Origin of the sequence: Tenacibaculum agarivorans (assembly GCF_001936575.1) — a bacterium.
Lineage (GTDB): Bacteria > Bacteroidota > Bacteroidia > Flavobacteriales > Flavobacteriaceae > Polaribacter > Polaribacter agarivorans.
On the sequence record NZ_MSMP01000009.1, the window covers coordinates 118837 to 138929 of the forward strand.

14 protein-coding genes are annotated in these 20093 nt (G+C 29.5%); 9 read left to right on the plus strand and 5 right to left on the minus strand.

Annotated features, from left to right (window positions below; translation table 11 throughout):
* Positions 1–2 precede the first annotated feature (2 nt).
* The 7 genes from BVC87_RS08810 to BVC87_RS08840 all read left to right on the plus strand — a co-directional run bounded on the left by BVC87_RS08810 (position 3) and on the right by BVC87_RS08840 (position 12502).
* On the plus strand, positions 3–662 hold the full coding sequence (locus BVC87_RS08810) for an alpha/beta hydrolase family protein (protein ID WP_075341996.1): 660 nt from the start codon (positions 3–5) through the stop codon (positions 660–662).
* Positions 663–767: 105 nt separating this feature from the next.
* Positions 768–1724, plus strand: a complete 957-nt coding sequence (locus BVC87_RS08815; protein ID WP_075341997.1) for a lytic transglycosylase domain-containing protein — start codon at positions 768–770, stop codon at positions 1722–1724.
* Positions 1725–2399: 675 nt separating this feature from the next.
* On the plus strand, positions 2400–5645 hold the full coding sequence (locus BVC87_RS08820; protein ID WP_075341998.1) for an InlB B-repeat-containing protein: 3246 nt from the start codon (positions 2400–2402) through the stop codon (positions 5643–5645).
* Positions 5646–5817: 172 nt separating this feature from the next.
* Complete coding sequence (locus BVC87_RS08825; RefSeq protein ID WP_083629360.1) at positions 5818–9591, plus strand: T9SS type A sorting domain-containing protein; 3774 nt, start codon at positions 5818–5820, stop codon at positions 9589–9591.
* A 48-nt stretch (positions 9592–9639) separates the two neighbouring features.
* Positions 9640–10872, plus strand: a complete 1233-nt coding sequence (locus BVC87_RS08830) for a hypothetical protein (RefSeq protein WP_075342000.1) — start codon at positions 9640–9642, stop codon at positions 10870–10872.
* Positions 10873–11047: 175 nt separating this feature from the next.
* Positions 11048–11749 carry an EcsC family protein gene (locus tag BVC87_RS08835; RefSeq protein WP_075342001.1) on the plus strand — a complete coding sequence of 234 codons (702 nt, stop codon included), beginning with the start codon at positions 11048–11050 and terminating at the stop codon, positions 11747–11749.
* Positions 11750–11920: 171 nt separating this feature from the next.
* Positions 11921–12502, plus strand: coding sequence for a hypothetical protein (locus BVC87_RS08840; RefSeq protein ID WP_075342002.1), 582 nt, complete (start codon positions 11921–11923; stop codon positions 12500–12502).
* 60 nt (positions 12503–12562) lie between these two features.
* On the opposite strand, the gene BVC87_RS08845 is transcribed toward BVC87_RS08840, so the two are convergent.
* The 4 genes from BVC87_RS08845 to BVC87_RS08860 form a co-directional block, all read right to left on the minus strand.
* Positions 12563–12850: a hypothetical protein gene (locus tag BVC87_RS08845; RefSeq protein ID WP_075342003.1), complete on the minus strand. Its 288-nt coding sequence runs from the start codon at positions 12848–12850 to the stop codon at positions 12563–12565.
* Positions 12851–13025: 175 nt separating this feature from the next.
* Positions 13026–14111 carry a class I SAM-dependent methyltransferase gene (locus BVC87_RS08850; RefSeq protein WP_075342004.1) on the minus strand — a complete coding sequence of 362 codons (1086 nt, stop codon included), beginning with the start codon at positions 14109–14111 and terminating at the stop codon, positions 13026–13028.
* A gap of 13 nt (positions 14112–14124) precedes the next feature.
* Positions 14125–15651, minus strand: coding sequence for an FMN-binding glutamate synthase family protein (locus BVC87_RS08855; protein WP_075342005.1), 1527 nt, complete (start codon positions 15649–15651; stop codon positions 14125–14127).
* Positions 15652–15752: 101 nt separating this feature from the next.
* Entirely contained in the window at positions 15753–16004 is a 252-nt protein-coding gene (locus BVC87_RS08860) for a type B 50S ribosomal protein L31 (RefSeq protein WP_075342006.1), read from the minus strand.
* A gap of 185 nt (positions 16005–16189) precedes the next feature.
* Here BVC87_RS08860 and BVC87_RS08865 point away from each other — a divergent pair, with 185 nt between their 5' ends.
* Positions 16190–17233: a glutaminyl-peptide cyclotransferase gene (locus BVC87_RS08865; protein ID WP_075342007.1), complete on the plus strand. Its 1044-nt coding sequence runs from the start codon at positions 16190–16192 to the stop codon at positions 17231–17233.
* A gap of 39 nt (positions 17234–17272) precedes the next feature.
* Positions 17273–18796 (plus strand): hypothetical protein, encoded by a 1524-nt coding sequence (locus BVC87_RS08870; protein ID WP_200799180.1) that lies wholly within the window; start codon positions 17273–17275, stop codon positions 18794–18796.
* Between the two features lie 195 nt (positions 18797–18991).
* On the opposite strand, the gene BVC87_RS08875 is transcribed toward BVC87_RS08870, so the two are convergent.
* Positions 18992–19987 (minus strand): hypothetical protein, encoded by a 996-nt coding sequence (locus tag BVC87_RS08875; RefSeq protein WP_075342008.1) that lies wholly within the window; start codon positions 19985–19987, stop codon positions 18992–18994.
* Between the last annotated feature and the right edge of the window lie 106 nt (positions 19988–20093).

Consider the following 20093-nt stretch of genomic DNA (forward strand, 5'->3'; position numbering starts at 1 on the left):
ACATGAATAAAACTCATATATATTTCGTTCCTGGTTTGGCTGCAAATACGAAAATATTTGAGTATCTGAGCTTACCTGAGGAACACTTTGAAGTTCATTTTTTAGAATGGATTTTACCACTTTCTCTTGATGAATCTATTGAAAATTATGCCAAGCGAATGTGTGAGGTTATCACACATAAAAATCCTATTTTAGTTGGTGTTTCCTTTGGAGGTGTTATGGTTCAGGAAATGAGTAAGCAAATTAATTGTAAAAAGGTAATTATTATTTCTAGCATGAAAAGTAATCATGAATTACCTAATCGGTTAAAAATTGCCCAAATGACTAAGGCTTATAAACTCTTTCCGACTAAGATTATTGAAAACATTGAAGATTATGAACATCTTTTCTTTGGTGATTATCTAAAGAAAAGAGCAGAACTTTATAAGATGTACTTATCGATTCGAGATGCTAATTATTTACAATGGGCTATCTACAATGTTTTACATTGGGAACAAGATTATGAACTAAATGATATAGTACATATTCATGGAAATAAAGATGAAGTATTTCCTATTAAACATATTAAAAACTGTATAGAAATAAACAACGGAACTCACATTATGATTTTAAATAAGGCTAAAACTATATCCAAAATTTTAAAAGAACACTGCGCCTGTTAATATTGTAGAGTTTATAAACAGTCAAAATAAAAACAATTGATTCATAAAGAGTTTTAATTAATCCCCAAAACATTAACTCTTTACTCATACATTAAAATATTATATATGAAGATTACATTAGTACGCATTTTTTATTTTATCTCATTCTTAGCTATTGGTTTTTTATTATTAAACCTAGCTACTCCTAAAGTTACAACATCACAAAACCTAAATAACACTAATGTTGTTATTATAGATACTAGCATAGTCAAAAATGTAAGTCATTTATATGAAGTAAAAGCCGTAAAAATTCCTGAAACTATTGAATTTTCTGGAGAAAAAGTTCCTCTAGATATGGCTGATATCCGTGAACGATTAGATAGAGAGTTATTAGTAAATACCTACTGGCAATCTAATGCGCTTTTACTTATAAAAAGAGCTAATAAATTCTTTCCTTTAATTGAACCATTATTGAAAAAATATGGTTTACCTGATGATTTTAAATATCTATGTGTGGCAGAAAGCGCGCTAATTCAAGTACCATCATATAAAGGCGCTGCTGGATACTGGCACTTTATGCCAAGAACAGGAAAGGAATATGGTTTAGAGATCAATAAAAATGTAGATGAACGTTATAACCTAGAGTTATCAACTAAAGTTGCTGCTGAGTATTTAAAAAACGCCAAAAATAGTTTTGGTAGCTGGACTCTTGCTGCCGCTGCTTATAACGCTGGAAACGGAAGAATTTCTCAACGTTTAAAAGAGCAAAAAGTAACTAGTTATTATGATTTATTATTAAATCCTGAAACTGGAAGATATGTGTTTAGAATTCTGGCTTTAAAAGAAATCATGTCTAATCCTGAAAAGTATGGTTTTATTTTAGAACAAGACGATTTATATAGCTTTCCTGAAGTTAAAGAAATCTTAGTAGACTATCCTATTCCTGATTTACCTGATTTTGCAAAAAAATACAATATTACTTATAAGGAACTAAAATTAGTAAATCCGTGGCTTAGAGAAACTAAATTAGACAACCATAGTAAAAAAGAATACATTATTAAAATACCTTTAAAATCTAGTTAAAGGAATCAAAACAGATATCATGAAATTATCTGTCAATATATTTCGCAGATAACAAAACATCTAAAAGGATAAGAACAATATAAGCACGCGTTTTATTTGATCTTATGTTCTTATTTAGATACCATTCCAATTTTTATTGTGTTCAAGACAATAGTTCTCAATTTCCACACAGAAGAAAGAAAAATATTAAAATCTATTTCCAAAAATAGTTCTCGTTAGGAACATGTCTTTTACATTTTCAAAGTAAAACACCTAACATAAGTAATAAATGATGTCTGAATATAGATAAAAAAGGGTAAAATAAGAATCCTATATCCAATCTATAATCCTACCTTACATTTCCTCGGATTCCTGTAACGGTTAAAGTAATTTTAATCAAACATTATAACCATAATTTCTCATATGCTTTTTATAAAAAGCATATACCAGTGTATGAAAGAGGACAACTATTGCATTTCTTTATTCACTTTTTTTCTAATTCCTATTTACTTTAGCGCAACTTAAAATCAAGCTATGTTTTTATCATAATTAACATTTGATTGTAGGTTACAATTAAATTGCTGACTAGATTTTAAGTCTTGAATCATAAAAAATTGCTAATTCTCATCAAAGAGTAAATAGTAATGATTCTACTAATAAATTATAATTAGTAAACAATTAATTAAAAATTCATATATGAAAAAACTATTACTCATTTGTAGTATCTTAATTACAAACATTTTATTTGCTCAAGTAGCTTCTTATGATTTTGAAAATGGAAGCTTTATTGATGCCGTTAATTTGAATAACCTAACTCAAACAGGTTCAAATTTGGCTGTAGAAACAGATCGTTTTGGTACCCCATCTAATGCTGTAAAATTAAATGGAGACAATTTATCTAGAAGGGATATTAACTTCTCTAATAACTCTGGAAGTATCAGCTTTTGGATTAAGACTACCACTAAAGATGGAAGCACTAGGATTATTTTTGAAGATAGCACACGACAAACTGACTCCAGTAATACGGACTGGACCGGTTATTATATTTTTTTATATGATGGTAGAATTGGCTTTTACATGAGAACTTTATATGATAGTTTTTTCAACTACCAATCTGCAGTAACTACTACTAATAAACTTGTAAGTGATGATCGTTGGCATCATATAGTTGTTAAGTTTTATGACCGTTATGACGCAGATTTTCCATTTGACTTTAGCACTGCAGACGCAACCTATTTTCATACACTCTATGGTTTAATATATATTGACGGTGTATATGCTGGAGGAGTAGCGGAAGAACAATCAAGTAAAAACAGAGATAACCTAAATTTATTAGAAACTCACGATGCACAAACCAGAATTTCAATAGGAAGTAATTTAAACGATACACAAAGAGATCGAAATAGTTATCAGGATTACTTTGATGATCTTAAAATTTACAATGAACTCTTAAGTGAAGAAGAAATAAAAGCTTTAGCAACTGCTAACGGTTTTTGTATTGCTCCTGAAGTATCTATTCTAAGCAGTTCTGATATCACAAGTACCTCCGCTACTATTAACATTTCTGAATCAGGCACCTTTGACGTAATTTATCACAAAAGTTCTGAATCATTTTCTGACGGTACAGTTATAGAAAATATTACTTCTAACACCATTGAACTACAAAGTTTAGAAGGAGGTGAAGATTATGAAGTATATATTAGAGAACAATGTGGAACAAACCCGACAACTCCATGGTCTGAAAAATCATTAACTTTTAGAACTTTAAGAAACACAGGGAGAATTTATGTAAATCATGCAGCTACAGGAAATGGTAGTGGTAGCTCATGGACAAATGCATACACATCACTTGCTGATGCTTTGTCTGTGACTTTACAAGGTGAAGAAATTTGGATCGCTAAAGGAACATACTTGCCAACAGTAGAAGACAGAAATGGCTATGTTAACTTTCAAATCCCTCATGATAACATAAAACTATATGGAGGATTTAACGGAACTGAAACCAAACTTTCTGATAGAAAAATTAAAGAAAATGAAACTATATTATCAGGAGATAAATTAGGAAATGATGATGCTGATATCTCCTACGAAAACACCTTAAGAAGAGATAATTTTGAACATATTCTAAGAATTTCAAGAAAAAACGGGATTCTTATAGACGGACTTACAATTGCTAATGCACATGCTGATGGTTTTGATGAACTTAGAGCAAATACTGGTGGTGCCATTTTTAGCTTCTCATCTGATATTACCGTGCAAAATTGTGTTATAAAAAACAATGTTGCTGAGAAATATGGAGCTGGAATTTTTGCTTATTTCTATGGAGGATATATGAATATTTACAACTGTGAATTCTCTAATAATCTGTCAAAAGGAGGAACTGCTATTTATTCTTATACTACAAGTCCATATTCACCAGCAAATATTGAAGTTGCGAATTCTCTATTCGATAATAATACAGCAAAAAATAATGGAGCTAGTAGAGCATATGCAGGTAGTGCAGGATGGTTTAAATCTGAAGGTAGTAGATCAGTAATGAATTGTAAATTAACTAACAACACTTACGTTAACAATAAAGACATTGGTAGTGCTTTGTCTAGTACTTTCACATGGGCTCCTGTTGGAATGTCTAGTGAAAAAGATGGTGCTTTTAATGGTAATGTTAGTAATTGTATTTTTTGGAAAAACACCAGTGATGGTACTGAAATAAGTAGGTCTATCTCAGGAATAAATTATGACCTAGGAAACAATATCACAGTATCTAATTCTATAGGTGAAGATAATTTTTACACCCTAACTCCTGAAGCTGCTGCTGTTTTAAATACAAACTCTGCTGAGTTAATAAATATATCGAATGCAAACCCTTTATTTGAAGATATTGATAATAGTAATTATAATTTACAAAGTACTTCTCCTGCAATAGATAGCGGAGATAATTCAAAGGTAATTAGTGCTTCAGACTTATTAGGTAATTCTAGAATTTATAATTCTATAGTTGACATGGGAGTATATGAATTTGGTGCTTCTAAAAATATTGAGCGATACTTATCAATTATTGCTACAAATGGAACAATAACAACAAATCCAGATTTAATTAATGGTATTTACTCTGATGGTGCTACTGTTGAATTATTAGCCACACCGGATGTAGGATATCAATTTGATGGTTGGAAAGACTATACTGACACTTCAAATCCATTAAATATTGTAATGGATACAGATAAAACTATTACTGCCTTGTTTTCTAAACTTAAACATACCATAAGTATCAATGCTGAAAATGGTAATGTTTCTGCTAATATTCAACCTACAGAAGGCACTTATGAATATGGAACAGAAGTCACCTTAACAGCAACACCTAACAAAGGATATACATTTGTTGGTTGGGAAGGGTATACTGAAACTTCTAACTCTTTAACTATTACTGTAGATGAAGATAAAACCATTACTGCTTTATTCTCTAAAGCTAAGTATACTTTAACAACTACTGCTGATAATGGTAGTATTAGTACTAATATACAAGCTACAAACGGTACTTATGATTTCGGTACACAAATTATTCTAACAGCAACACCAAATGAAGGATATAAGTTTGATAGCTGGGAAGGTTATAGTGAAACTTCAAATTCTCTAGCTATTACAATGGATGAAGATAAAACAGTCACTGCTATTTTTACCAAACTAGCAACAGCCTCTATAAATGACGAATCCTTTGCTAAAAAGATTAAAATATATCCAAATCCAGCAGAAAACTTTATAACTATAGAAATTCAAAATATTTCTAAAACAATTGAAACAACTGTAATAGATGTATTAGGTAAAGAAATCTTTCTCACTGATCAAAAACAAATAGATGTTTCTATACTTCCTGAGGGGGTATACGTTTTAAAAATAAAAGATGAAAATAATAGAATAGCTATTAAAAAAATTATTAAGCAATAAAATTGCAAATTCGATTAAAAAAAGCTCGTTAATACGAGCTTTTTTTATTTTCAATAAGTTTCTACATTTTTTTTATCAAAACTGGGTAACGTTTTTTCAATTAAGGAACATAGCACTAAATAAAAGTGAATTTTACTGAAAAATCAGTAACTCAATTAAAAGAAACCTAGAAATGAAGAAAAAATTACTATTTGTTGTTTCCATTATTACAAGCATCATTATGTATGGTCAATGTACAGATATTGTTAACATTACTGATACAAACTTTAAAAACGCCTTACTCAACCATACACCTACAATTGACACCAATGGAGATGGTGAAATTCAATGTTCTGAAGCAGCATCTTTAACAGGAAAATTAGATGTCAGCAGTAGTACAATTACTGATTTAACTGGTATTTCAGCATTTACCAATATTACAGATTTAACATGCTCTAATAATCAACTTACTAGTTTAAATACAAGTGCTAATACTAATTTAACGAGTATTTTTTGCGATAGAAATGAGTTAACAAGTATCGATATTTCAGGAAATGTTAACTTATTAGAATTATTTTGTCAACAAAATAAATTAACCAACTTAGATATATCTAATAACTCAAATTTATTAATCCTATCCGCTTTTTTAAACCAACTTACAACCATAGATGTCTCAAATAAGGACAACCTATCTGTTTTAGGAGTATCTAACAATTTATTAACCAATATAGATGTATCCACTAATTTAAACTTAACAAGTCTTACATGTTCATCTAATCAATTAAGTTCTGTAGACGTTAGTAATAACAATCTTTTAGAGACACTTTTTTGCGCAAACAATACACTTACTTCCTTAAATACAGATAATAATCCTCTATTAAGGAGTTTAAGTTGCAACAATAATCAACTTACAGCCTTAAATGTTACAAATAATCCTAAGTTAATATCACTACGATGTTTTACCAACCAATTAACAAACTTAGATCTAAGCCTTAACACAGATTTACTAGAGTTAGTATCTTCTGAGAATCAACTTACAAGTTTAGATGTTAGTAATAATGCCTTATTAAAAACATTATATAGTCATACTAATCAGCTTACAACAGTGGATGTTCGTAAGAATTTAGATTTAGAGAAACTTTCTTTTTTCAATAATCAATTAACTGAATTGGATATTAGAAACAATGACAAACTTGTAGAATTATTTTGCGGTGTTAATCAACTTACTTCATTGGATGTTAGATACAATTTCGCTTTGACTAGGATTCAAGCTCGTGACAACCAAATCGCTCATATGTATATTTCTCGTAACACTAACCTAAAGGTGTTAGATTTAAGAAATAACTTATTAACTGTGGTAGATATCGCAGGAAATAATCAAATCAGTGCGTTAGCTCTAGAAGGTAATAATCTTGAGTATTTAAATGTTGCCAATGGTAACAATGCTAATTTCTCTAGAATGTCTGCTGATAACAATCCTAATTTAACTTGTATACAAATTGATGCTGGGTTTACCCCACCAACAGATGATACTTGGAAAAAAGATGCTGTAGCAAACTTCAACGAAACTTGTGATTGTACAGTTACTATACCAGATGTTAACTTTAAAAATGCTTTACTAAATCATACTCCTACCATTGATACCAATAGCGATGGTGAAATTCAGTGCTCAGAAGCTTTAGCAACCAAAAACATAAACATAGAGCGTAATCCAAATATTGATGCACCAATCAGTGACTTGACAGGAATAGAGGCTTTTATAAACTTAAAAGAGTTAGATTGTTCTTATCATGAACTTACAACTATAGATTTGAGTAAAAACTTCGAATTACAAGGTTTATCCTGCACTGACAACAAATTGACTAGCATAAATATTACCAAAAACACAAGATTATCCTATTTAAATTTTAGTCGTAACAAAATCAAAAATATAGAATTGAGCAATAACACAGGTCTAAGCGCACTTATTGGTACAGGAAATTTACTAACAGATATAGATGTTAGTAACAATATAAATATTAATGAACTTAAGATATCTAATAATAGATTACAAGCATTAGACATTAGCAAAAACCCTGTTCTAACTACTTTAAATTGTTCTGAGAATTTTTTAACTCAATTGGATGTAAGTAGAAATCCATTTTTACAAAACTTATCTTTTCACACCAATTTTGTTACAGAAATAGACTTATCTAATAATTTAGAACTAAAGGAAATCACTTGTTATACTAATAAAATCAAAAGTCTAAACACCAATAGTCCTATATTAGAGTCTTTAGAATGTAATAGAAATAAATTAGTTGATTTAGATGTTAGTATTAGCACTAATTTACGCACACTTTCATGTCAATTTAATCAATTAACATATTTAGATCTAAGTAAAAACATTCAATTACAAAATTTAACATGTCAAAATAATACACTTATCAATTTAGACCTTAGCAATAATCCTTTACTTAAAAACATATCATGTAATGATAATACCTTAGTAGGATTAAATCTAGCAAATGGAAATAACACTGAAATTGAAACAATTAACACTTCTAGAAATTCTAATTTAACTTGTATCCAAGTTGATTCCGGATATATTCCACCAAATAATAATACATGGTCCAAGGATGATAACGCTTCTTATAGTGATAGTTGTGATTGTGTTATCAATATTCCTGATACTAATTTTAAAAATGCTCTGTTAAATAACTCAGATATTATTGACTTAAATAACGACGGTGAAATACAGTGTTCTGAGGCTATGGCTTTCAATAGCCCTAGATTAAATGTCAGTGATAATTCAATTAGTGATTTAACAGGTATTGAAGCTTTTCCTAATATTCAAATATTATTTTGTGATAATAACACCCTTACTTGGCTTGATCTTTCAAAAAACACAAAGTTACTTGGTTTACAATGCAACAATAATCAAATATCATATTTAAATCTAAATAATATTGATGATTTATTTATTTTAAATTGTATAAATAACCAATTAGGAAACTTAGATATTACCAATAATACGAATATACATACACTTCGTTGTCAAGACAATGAATTAATGAGTTTAGATCTTACCAATAATACAAATCTACAAACCTTAATATGTAATGATAATCAACTAACAAATTTAGACGTAACTAATAACACCAAACTAACTTTATTAGAAACTGCGAATAACACTATTGGCAACTTAGATGTAACCCAAAATACAGCTTTAGAAACTTTAGGTTGTAAAAACACTTCTATAAGTAATTTAGATATATCTAAAAACATAAACTTGAAAACATTAAGTTGTGGTACAAATTCCTTATCAACTATAGATGTTTCAAATAATCCTAAGTTAGAAATATTATGGTGTAGTGTTAATTCTTTATCTACGATTGATGTTACCAATAACCCGATGCTAAAACAATTATTTTTTAAGGATAATTCTTTAAGTACCATCGATATTTCTGCTAATCCTAACCTAGAAAAATTAGGTTGTGGGAATAACAACCTTAGTAGTCTTGATATTTCTGATAAATCAAATTTAAGCGCTTTATTTTGTGATGGTAATCAACTAACTTCATTAAATGTTGCTAATGGTAATAATTCTAATTTCACTAATATGTGGGCTGATAACAATCCAGACTTGCACTGTGTACAAACGGATACTGGATTTGTAGTACCAACTGATGATACTTGGAGAAAAGACGATACTGCAAGTTATAGTGAAAATTGTACAGCTACTGCAAGTATTGATGAAGAAATCATTTATAATTTCACCCTCTCTCCTAACCCAGCGAATCATTTCTTAACTATTGAGTATGATGGTACTATTAAAAAAACTGAAGTTTATACACTTCAAGGAAGAAGAGTACAAAGTAACAAACAAGAAAAAAACATTGATATCTCTAAACTTAACACTGGAATTTACATCATAAGTATACACACAGATGAAGGAAAAGGAGTTAAACGATTTATTAAACAATAATAAGTAGTAAACATTTTAACTCAACTTTACAATAAAAAATAAAACAACATGAAAAAACAACACTTAATTTTATTTCTTTTCTCATTAATAACATTCAATATATTTCCTCAGTTTAAATTATCAAGAATGTTATCTAATGAGCCTGTACATAGAATACTAAACCTAAGAGCAGGACTTCCTACTTCTAAAAAAGAAAACGATTCTATAAATAAAGAAATTGAAAACACAAAACTAAAAATTAAAAATAATAAGTTTAAATACGCTGTAGAAATCATTGATCCAGATAATCATTTATACAATCTAGGTCAATATAAAAGTCACCTAACAGCAATGACCATAAATGGTCATGAAAAAGTTAAAAACCCTGAGGAAGCCGACCATGTTTTTAAGTATACCATAAGGAATGTAATAAAAATCTACGAAGGAGTTAAACCTACTAGAGAATATTCTGAATTTGGTAGACCCTATTACTATGCTACAGGAAACTTTGTTTTTGATGTTTGTTTTGAACACTCAACAAAAGAAAAAAAAGGGGATTGTTTTAAGCTTACCAATAGTAATAGTAATACTATTAGAATATCTACTGGAAAAAAATTTTACAATGGATACGATGCTGATGATAATTGGAAGAGTATTTCTATAGATAAAGCAGGGAAAGCATTAGACGGGCACATTAGAGAACATTTTGCTTTAAGAACTCATAGATACACTACAGAAATCCCTAGAAAAATCAGAAAAGGGAAATTTTTTAAAACATATTTATATTTATTTAAAAATAAAGGAAATAGAAAAAATCTAAAAAAGAAAAGTGATGATTTAGCTAGGGAAGTAATATCTATAATAGATAAACATTATAAAACATTCTCAGAAATCAGTGATGAACAGCATAAATGTAAAAAAGTTAAGACTGAAGAAGAGGCTATTAATTGTTTTATAACTTCAAAAAAAGAAGTTCTTGCTGAAAACACCAAACTATTAGAAGCCATGAATTTTTGGAAAAATGAGATTCTTAACAAGTATAATACTAAAGGAAAAAAAATAACAATAAGATCTGTAATGGCTGCTAATTTATTGAGCGTATCTTATTTATTAAAAAATCACGACAACATAAATTTCGCAATGAATATTTTAAAGGAAGAAAAAACAAAAATTTATTATAAAGTAAAAGATGAGATTCCTGACTTTACAGAAAAACCTTATCAAGTAGTTCCAAACTATTATGATGTGAGACTTAGATCTAAAGGCAAAGTGATTTCTGGTTATGATTATATATGGGATTAATTATTAGTTGAAATTCCAAATCCACAACTTTAGAAGTTACAAAGGTTGTCTAAAACTAATTTTTAGACAACCTTTATTTTGGTCTAATATATAGAGTTAATAATTTATGTAACAATTACCTTAAAATTTCATCTTATATTACGATTAATTAAAGTTTAATAAATTCTAGAAAAAGATGAAACAGCTTACAAAAGAAGAATTAGAAGCTTTACAAGTAGCAAAACAGTTACTAGAAAACCCAGGGATTGCTATGAAAATCACTAAAACATCTTTATTAAAAGCTACTGACGCCGCAATTTTTACACTAAAACAAGAATCAGGAGCTAAACATCAAAACTTACTACATAAAATTACCGCAGGTACAGCTGGGGCTGTTGGTGGTTTATTTGGAATTGCTGGTTTAGCTGTTGAACTTCCAATTACTACTACTATTATTTTACGTTCTGTTGCAGATATTGCTCGATCTAATGGAGAAATAATAAGTGCTCCTGAAACAAAATTGGCTTGTTTAGAAGTATTTGCTTTGGGCGGTAACAGTATAGAGGAAAGCACCTTAGAGTCTGGCTATTACGCTACACGAACTTTCCTTTCAAATTCCATGAGTCAAGCTACTCGCTATGTAACCGAACAAGGAATTATTAACGAAGGAGCTCCACTATTTTTAAACATCATAGGAAAAATTGCCAAGAAGTTTGGAGTACAGGTTACAGAAAAAACAATCGCACAATCCATTCCTGTCATTGGAGCTGCTGGAGGAGCTTTAATTAACACCTTGTTTATAAGTCATTTTCAAGATATGGCTAAAGGGCATTTTACCATCAGAAAATTAGAACGCAAATACGGTAGTTCACTTATCGAAGAATTATATAAAACTTAACTCTATTCCGTTAATTTCTACTTTTTTAATATAATTTATAAAAAGTATACACTTTTTCATCCACACTTTAATAGCCTTATAACTTTACATTAACGCTTTATTAGTAGTCTAAATACGTATTCAAAAATAGTTTTTGAGATCAATACTAAAACCAATTTAAAAACTATTTTTATGAAAAAACTATTACTTATTACGTTTTTATCCTCCATCATTTTTACGTATGGACAAAACAAAGAGGGGAAATTTGCTATTGAAAAAGGAACATGGAACTACGAAGGACAATTTTCATTAAATTTTATTGATGCAGCGCCTAGAGGAATACAAGTTGGATACACTTTTAAAGATAATTGGGTTATAGGACTTGGTTTAGAAGATATTAATACAGCTATTTCACCTAAACAACCTACATTAATAGAACAAGGAGGTAGTGCTTATGCATTTGTTAAGAAGTATTTTCCTATTGGGAAAAAACTAGCATTCTCAATACAAGGAAATATAGGGTATACTAGACTAAAGAGAGGACTAAAATTTGGTGATACACTTAATCGAACTGATAATATAAATCAATATTCTTTAAACCTTAGACCTGAACTCACCTATTTTCTATCAAAGAATGTCGCTGTAAAAATGGGCTTTGGTAGTATTGATTATGGGTTTAGAAATTTTGATACACATAATAGCAATACAAGTTATTTCGATTTTAATACTCTTGATCCTGCTCATTATACTTTTGGAATAATCTTAAACTTTTAAACCAAAAAAACCTCTCTTTATTAACTAAAAGAGAGGTTCATCTTATATTTAATTTATTCATTAAGCTACACTAACTATTCTTTGTAAAGGGATTAAGGTAGATTTTTTAAGAATTACCGATTTATCTGTAATTCCCCACACTGTGGTTTCTACCCTCTTATACCCAACATTATCTACAAAAACAATCTTTACTTTTTGCCGCTCTAAATTTCCTAAAGATAAGGCTCTTTTTAACTCAATAGAACGATTCAATTGATCATGCTTCTGATCTAAAATCTCTCCTTTTGGAAATGTAAATGACGCGATTTGTTCTTTTTCAACATTTTGTACTGTGTAATCTAGTGTCATGGGACTTTATAGGGATTTAGTTATTTCTTTATATTAAATTGGCCTAATAAAGATAACTTTCATATTTCATTTTCTCATAAAATCACCCATTAACAGCAAAATATGATCGATAAACAACCTATTTTTTACGATAAACACAAAAAAAACAACAGGTTAATTTAAAAAATATAAAAAATTAGCTACACTCGTAGATTATAAATTTTGTATTTTCTTTTAGAATACTCACCTGTTTAAAAATCTTAAGTAAATGAGTTTTGTAATTTAAGTGTTTATTCGCAACTAAAACAAAACGACCATTGGTAGTTAGACATTCTTTAACTTCTACAAACAAACGTGTACTTACCTCAATATTATTTTCGTGTTCAAAATGAAAAGGAGGGTTACTAACTACAAGATTAAAATACGTTTTAGGTAAGTTTTCTAAAGTATCATTACAAAAAAAATGAGCTCTAGCGTTGTCTAAATTTAGTTTTGAAGACTCTACAGCTAAATTAAAATCATCTATTAAAGTTACTTCTGATTCAGTATTAAATTTTAAAACTTCACTGGCAATGATACCATTTCCAGAAGCTAGGTCTAAAACGAGTTGTTCTTCAGGATGTATAGAAATGTGTTCAAGTAAAAACTGTGTTCCTATATCAATATGACCAGATGAAAAAACACCATAGTACTGTTTTAGATCTCTTCCTCTCCAAGAAATTGAGTTTAAGAATTCTTTTTCCTGACGCTTTTTTGGCGATTTTAAAATCAATAATCGTGCTTTTTTCCAAGCTTTAGATTGTGAAACATCTTCAAAATATTGTTCGGCTATTTTTAAATATGAAGGACTAAAATATTTAGTCATAAATCCGCAAACCACTTCAGTAGTTTCTGAGGCTGATTTTGTAATTTGGTGTAAGAATAATTCAAATAATTCTAAAGATTTAGGAATTTTAAGCAATGCTAATTCAACGTGTTCTAAATCATCTAATGGCGTTTTAAAAACTCCCTTTTCTTCTAAATTATTTAATAAAAGATTCTGATTTACAGCTTTTTTTTGACTTGCATATGTCCAAACCGTAGCTAACTTTTTAGTATGCAAAGTGCAATTCCAAACACCAAACCTGTCATTAAATAAATGAGCCTGATCAAAAGATTTGTCTTTTATATACTCTAAAACTAGAAGCTCGGCATTACTCCACGCTCTTAATGAACCGTCTTCAGTTTTAGGATATCTTACTAAATTGTAAGTACCATTATCGAATTCAAAATTAGTCTCCAAGTAATTTTTAAATTTAGGATATTACTTTTTCTGCAAAGTAAATAGTGCTTAATGAAGTGATATCACCTGCTTTATTTCTTCTGAAAATATCTTTAGCTCCTACTTCTGCTATGGAAGATTTTCCCATTGCAGAAACCACCTCTTTAACTGCCAAGATAGTTTTCGAATGATAATTTTTTACTCTTACATTTTTATCTGCTACCACTAAAGCTTCAACTAAATCTTCATCTTGCGTAGCTACTCCTACAGGACAAGTATCTAAATTACATTCTCTTGCTTGTATACAACCTAAACTTAACATAAAACTTCTAGCCATACCAATAGCATCTGCTCCGATAGCCATCAATTTCACAATATCAAAAGCATCTATTGCTTTTCCACTTGCTATAATCTTAATCTGATCTTTCAAATTGTATTTTACTAATGTTTTATATACAAAAGCAAGCCCCTCCAATAATGGTGTTCCAACATAATTAGAAAACTCCAAAGGTGCAGAACCTGTACCTCCTTCTCCTCCATCTACAGCAATAAAATCTGGGTAATTATTACGTTCTGCAAATGTTTTAATCATCTCCTCTATTTCTTCATTATTTCCTACACAAAATTTAATTCCAATAGGCTTTCCTTCACTTAAATCTCTAACTTTTTGTAGAAAAGTAACCATTTCTGTAAAATTTGAAAAAGCAGAATGACTAGGCGGAGAATCTACTCTTGTAAATGGTTCTACAGCTCTAATTTTTGCAATCTCTTCTGTATTCTTTTTTGCTGGTAAAATTCCTCCGTGACCAGGCTTTGCTCCTTGTGATAGTTTAATCTCTATCATTTTTACCTGCGGTTTAACTGCATTTTCTTTAAAAATATCATCGTCAAAATATCGCTTTCCATCAACTGTTTTTCCTGCACCAAAATACCCCGTTCCTACCTGAAAAATTAGATCGCCACCTTGTAAATGATATGGAGAAATACCACCTTCTCCCGTATTATGCGCAAAATTTCCCATTTTAGCCCCTTGATTTAATGCCATAATTGCATTTTTACTTAGAGAACCGAAGGACATTGCCGAAATATTTATGATTGAACTTTCATATTTTTGAGTGCATTTATCTGATCCAAACACCACTGATTCTCCTTTCACATCATGATGATCTGTAGGAAAAATAGAATGCTTTACAAATTCGTATCCTTTTTCATATACATTATGTTGCGTTCCAAAAGGAACTGTTTCCACTTCTTTTTTAGCACGCTGATATACAATACTTCTCTTTTCTCTATTGATTGGCGTTCCATTTAAATCATCTTCAATAAAATATTGTTGGATTTTCTCTCTTTCTTCTTCAAAAAACCAACGTAATCTAGCCACTATAGGGAACGCTCGCATTAACGAATGACTTTTTTGAATAAAGGCATCATAAATTGCTAGTATTGTAAAAGCTGAAGCAATTGTTAATAAGATAAAATTTCCTGTGTCAGGAATAAAATATGTTAATACTCCACATAGGATATTAATAACAATCACAATTGCCAAAATAGTGTCTCTCATTCTTTTGAATTTTTGTTAGTATTTACGCTAAGATACAAGATTTGTTGTACAAAAAAAGCACTAACAATGTTAGTGCTTTCCTATTTTTATGTTTGCTTAATTTATTTTTTAAATTTAGCATATTTGTTCTTGAACTTGTCAATACGTCCAGCAGTATCTACTAACTTAGACTTACCAGTGTAAAACGGGTGAGAAGTTCTTGAAATTTCTAACTTTACTAGCGGATATTCTGTTCCTTCAACTTCTAAAGTTTCTTTTGTAGCAGCTGTAGATCTTGTTAAGAATACATCTCCGTTAGACATATCTTTGAAAGCCACCATTCTATAATTTTCTGGGTGTATACCTTTTTTCATCTTAAAACTTTTAATTTAGTGCGAAATTGCTTAAAATTGGTAAGGTTTTAAACGCATTCAATAAAATCAAAAACCTGCAATGGCTATTGAGGGTGCAAATTTAACCCTTTTTTTTAAATTCCAAACAAATAAATTGTTTTATTTGTATTGAAATTAATGAACCAATATATTCAACAAGTCTTCTTATGAAACTTTCACACTTTTTAAGTATACTAACAATTATAATTTTAGGGTTAACATCTTGTAGTAAAAAAAGTTATAAATTCAAATTAGATACTCCTAAAAAAGCAACTGTTGGAGAAAAAGTGAACGTAACTCTTCAACAAATAAGTGGTGATCCCGCAGATAGTATTCATGTATACTTAGGTCAACAGAAATTATCTTTTCAAAACAATAAAGCAGAAATAAATACCGCTAATTTTGGTGTAGGAAAACATCAAATTACTGCATTAGCTTTTGTTCCTGGTAAAGTGAAAAAAGTTAGAAAATCTATCGAAGTATTTTCAAACAAAAAACCTGATTTATATTCTTTTAAAATAATCAATACTTTTCCTCATGATAAAGAATCTTTTACTCAAGGTTTAGAATATTATAATGGTTATTTATATGAAACAACAGGAAGAAAAGGGCAATCTTGGTTACGAAAAATAGATATTAAAACTGGTGAAGTATTACAACAATATGATTTGAGTGATAAATATTTTGGTGAAGGAATGACTATCTTCAACAATGAAATATTCTGGTTAACCTGGCATGCTAAAAAAGGATTTATCTTTGATTTAGAAACTTTTAAACTTAAAAAAGAATTTCCATACAATAAAAGTAATGAAGGCTGGGGCTTAACACATAGTACCTCAGAACTTATTAAGTCTGACGGTTCTAATAAAATTTGGTTTTTAAATCCTGAAAGTCAAAAAGAACAAAGAAATATTCAAGTATATACTAATGATCGTTCTTTAGAGAAACTTAATGAACTAGAGTTTATAAATGGTAAAATATATGCTAATTATTGGCAAAAACCATTAATAGCAATGGTAAATCCTAATAATGGTATAGTTGAAGGTATTATAGATTTAAGAAATCTTGTTAAAGAGATGGAAAAAACTCAAAAGCTTGTAAATGATGATGATGTTTTAAATGGGATTGCATATGATGCTGATAACAACCGTTTATTTGTTACAGGTAAACGTTGGAATAAATTATTCGAAATAGAAATTATCAAACAGTAATCACTAAGTAATTATCAGTTATCAATAAGAAAGTAAATTATGATTAAAAAGTTAATACAGCCTATGTTAATTGTTGCTATTATAGTAGCAACAGTAAGTTCATGTAGAAAAGATTTTAGTACTGTACCTAGCTTTGGTAATCTTGAATTTTCTAAGGATACTGTTTTTTTAGATACAATTTTCACCAATATTGGATCTGCCACATACAATTTAAGAGTATACAACCGTAGTGATAAAGCAATTACTATACCTGAAATTAAGCTTGAAAATGGAATAACGTCCAATTATCGTTTAAATGTTGATGGTATTCCTGGTAAACAATTTGAAGATATTGAGATCCTAGCCAAAGACAGTATTTTTGTTTTTGTTGAAACTACTATTGATTTTGATGCTATTTCTGATCCACTTTACACCGATCGTATTTTATTTGATAATGGCGATAATCAACAAGATGTTGATTTAGTTACCTTAGTTAGAAATGCTAATTTTATATTTCCAGGTAGAACTCCTTCAACCATGGAGATTGACAATCTCTTTTTAGATGGTCAACTCACCAATCTTCAAGGACGTTTTTTAACTGATAGCGAACTTAGATTTACAAAAGAAAAACCTTACGTTATTTATGGCTTTGCTGCAGTTCCTGCAAATAAAACCTTAACTATAGAAGCAGGAGCAACAATCCATTTCCATAATAATTCAGGTCTTATAGTTGATAATGGAGGAACATTAAAAGTGAATGGGACTTTAGAAGAAAAAGTAGTTTTTCAAGGAGACCGATTACAAGATGCTTTTAGTAGAGTTTCTGGACAATGGGGTACTATTTGGATGCGTTCTGGTAGTGTTGAAAATGAAATTAACCATGCACAAATTAAAAATGGCGTTGTAGGTCTTTTGGTAGATGGAGATATCGAGTCAAGTACCGAACCTACACTTCGATTAAAAAATACTGAAGTTTATAATCAAACCGCATTTGGTGTTCTTGGAAGGCAAGCTTGGATTGAAGGAGAAAATGTAGTTATTGGAAACGCAGGACAGGTTTGTTTTGGAGGTACTGTTGGTGGATCGTATCATTTTACACATTCAACTTTTGCTAACTATTGGAACAGAAGTTTACGTACATTACCAGCGGTTTTGATAAATAATTTCCTAACGACTACCGATGATGATGGAAATGAAACTACTATAACCCGAAATTTGTTAGCCGCTAATTTTACCAATTGTATTATTGAAGGTAATAATAACATTGAATTTGTTTTAGATAGACTTCCTGATGGTTCTACCTTTGAATATAATCTAAAAAATTGTCTAATTCAATTTGATGATTTCAATGATAGCTTTAAAAATAATGCTGAATTGAATTTTTCTGATGCAACTCGTTATGAGAATATTTTCTTAAACAAAAACCCTGATTTTAAAGACGTTTCTAAAGAAGAATTCATTATCGGAGAAAATAGTGATGCTATTGGTCAAGGGAGAGTTACACCTGTTACTTCTGACATACTTGGAGTAATGAGAAGTGCAACTCCAGATCTTGGTGCTTATCAACATATTACGTTTAACTAATCTGCCTTTTTCATTTACCTAAACAATAACTACAGCTCGTCGAATTACAAAAAAATGAACGGATGTTTGTGCTAATTTTACAGCAAAGTTTGTTTCATTATAATTATTTATAGTAGTTAATTTGGTTTGTAAAAGAGCTATTTGTTGACGGGAGGATATGAATAGTTCTTTTCTTTTGTATTAAAACACCAAATATCAATTTAACTTTTGAGTTAAATGATCTACAAACTTCTTTTTATCATCTATAACTATTGCAAAATTATCTGCTTTTTTTATCATACCATACATACTGGTATAAGCTGCTTCTTGATTTAACTGTACAATAACATTATGTCCTGTTAACTTACCAATAAAAGCTAAATGATTTACCTCATTAGACTCTTTAGAATTTATTTGTACCTTATCAATATTCTTAAAATCTATAACTGCTTTACCAAAAAAACCAAAAAACAAGTATAACTTTTTATTTTTATCATCAACATAGACCGGATTAAATCTTAATGACTTGTATAAAGCGAAAAATTGGATTATGGTATACACACTCAAAACACTCAATATCCATGCTAAAACAACACTTATTTTGACTAAAAGCATATGTAAGACAAATGTCTCTATCAAAATGATAAGCATAATACCTATTAAAATTCCCTGATAACTACCTTCTTTATGATATGAGTACTCGTTTGGTTTGAACTCTTTAGATTTCCACTTAAAAAACGCATAATAAAATACTTTGATTTCCATAACTAAAAAATTAGCTATTCTAGCTGGGAATAGTTCTTTAGCAAGATTATCCAAAGCTCCCAAAAAATCTTTACTCGTATTGCTTTTTACCTTTTTATGTAGTGTAATCGTTTTTAATAATACAAACCCTAATACTAAAACTTCAAGCAATGGAACTAGAACTTGTTGTATTGGCTGTAACAAAAATTGATGTTCATGAGGGAGAATAGTTCTACTTGTAAAAACTCCTATAACAAACAGTGTTATAATCGTTAATTTGTTGATACTCTTTTTTCGAATTAAAAAAGCATAGGTTAATGGAATAACCAATAGAAAATCAACAATAAATGATAGTGCTAAATTAGAAGAAAAAGAAATATTCTTACTCAATAAGATTAATGAAAGCATCATTAAAAAAGGAATAAGTAAAAAATTAAATCGACTGTAAAATCTATAGATATTCACCATAATACTACATTTAATGTTTCACACAAATTAGTCCACTTATTCTAGAATTTGTTACATAAAATTCTGAAGAATTATTTCTTTTTTCTTCTAGCTTACTACATAAATT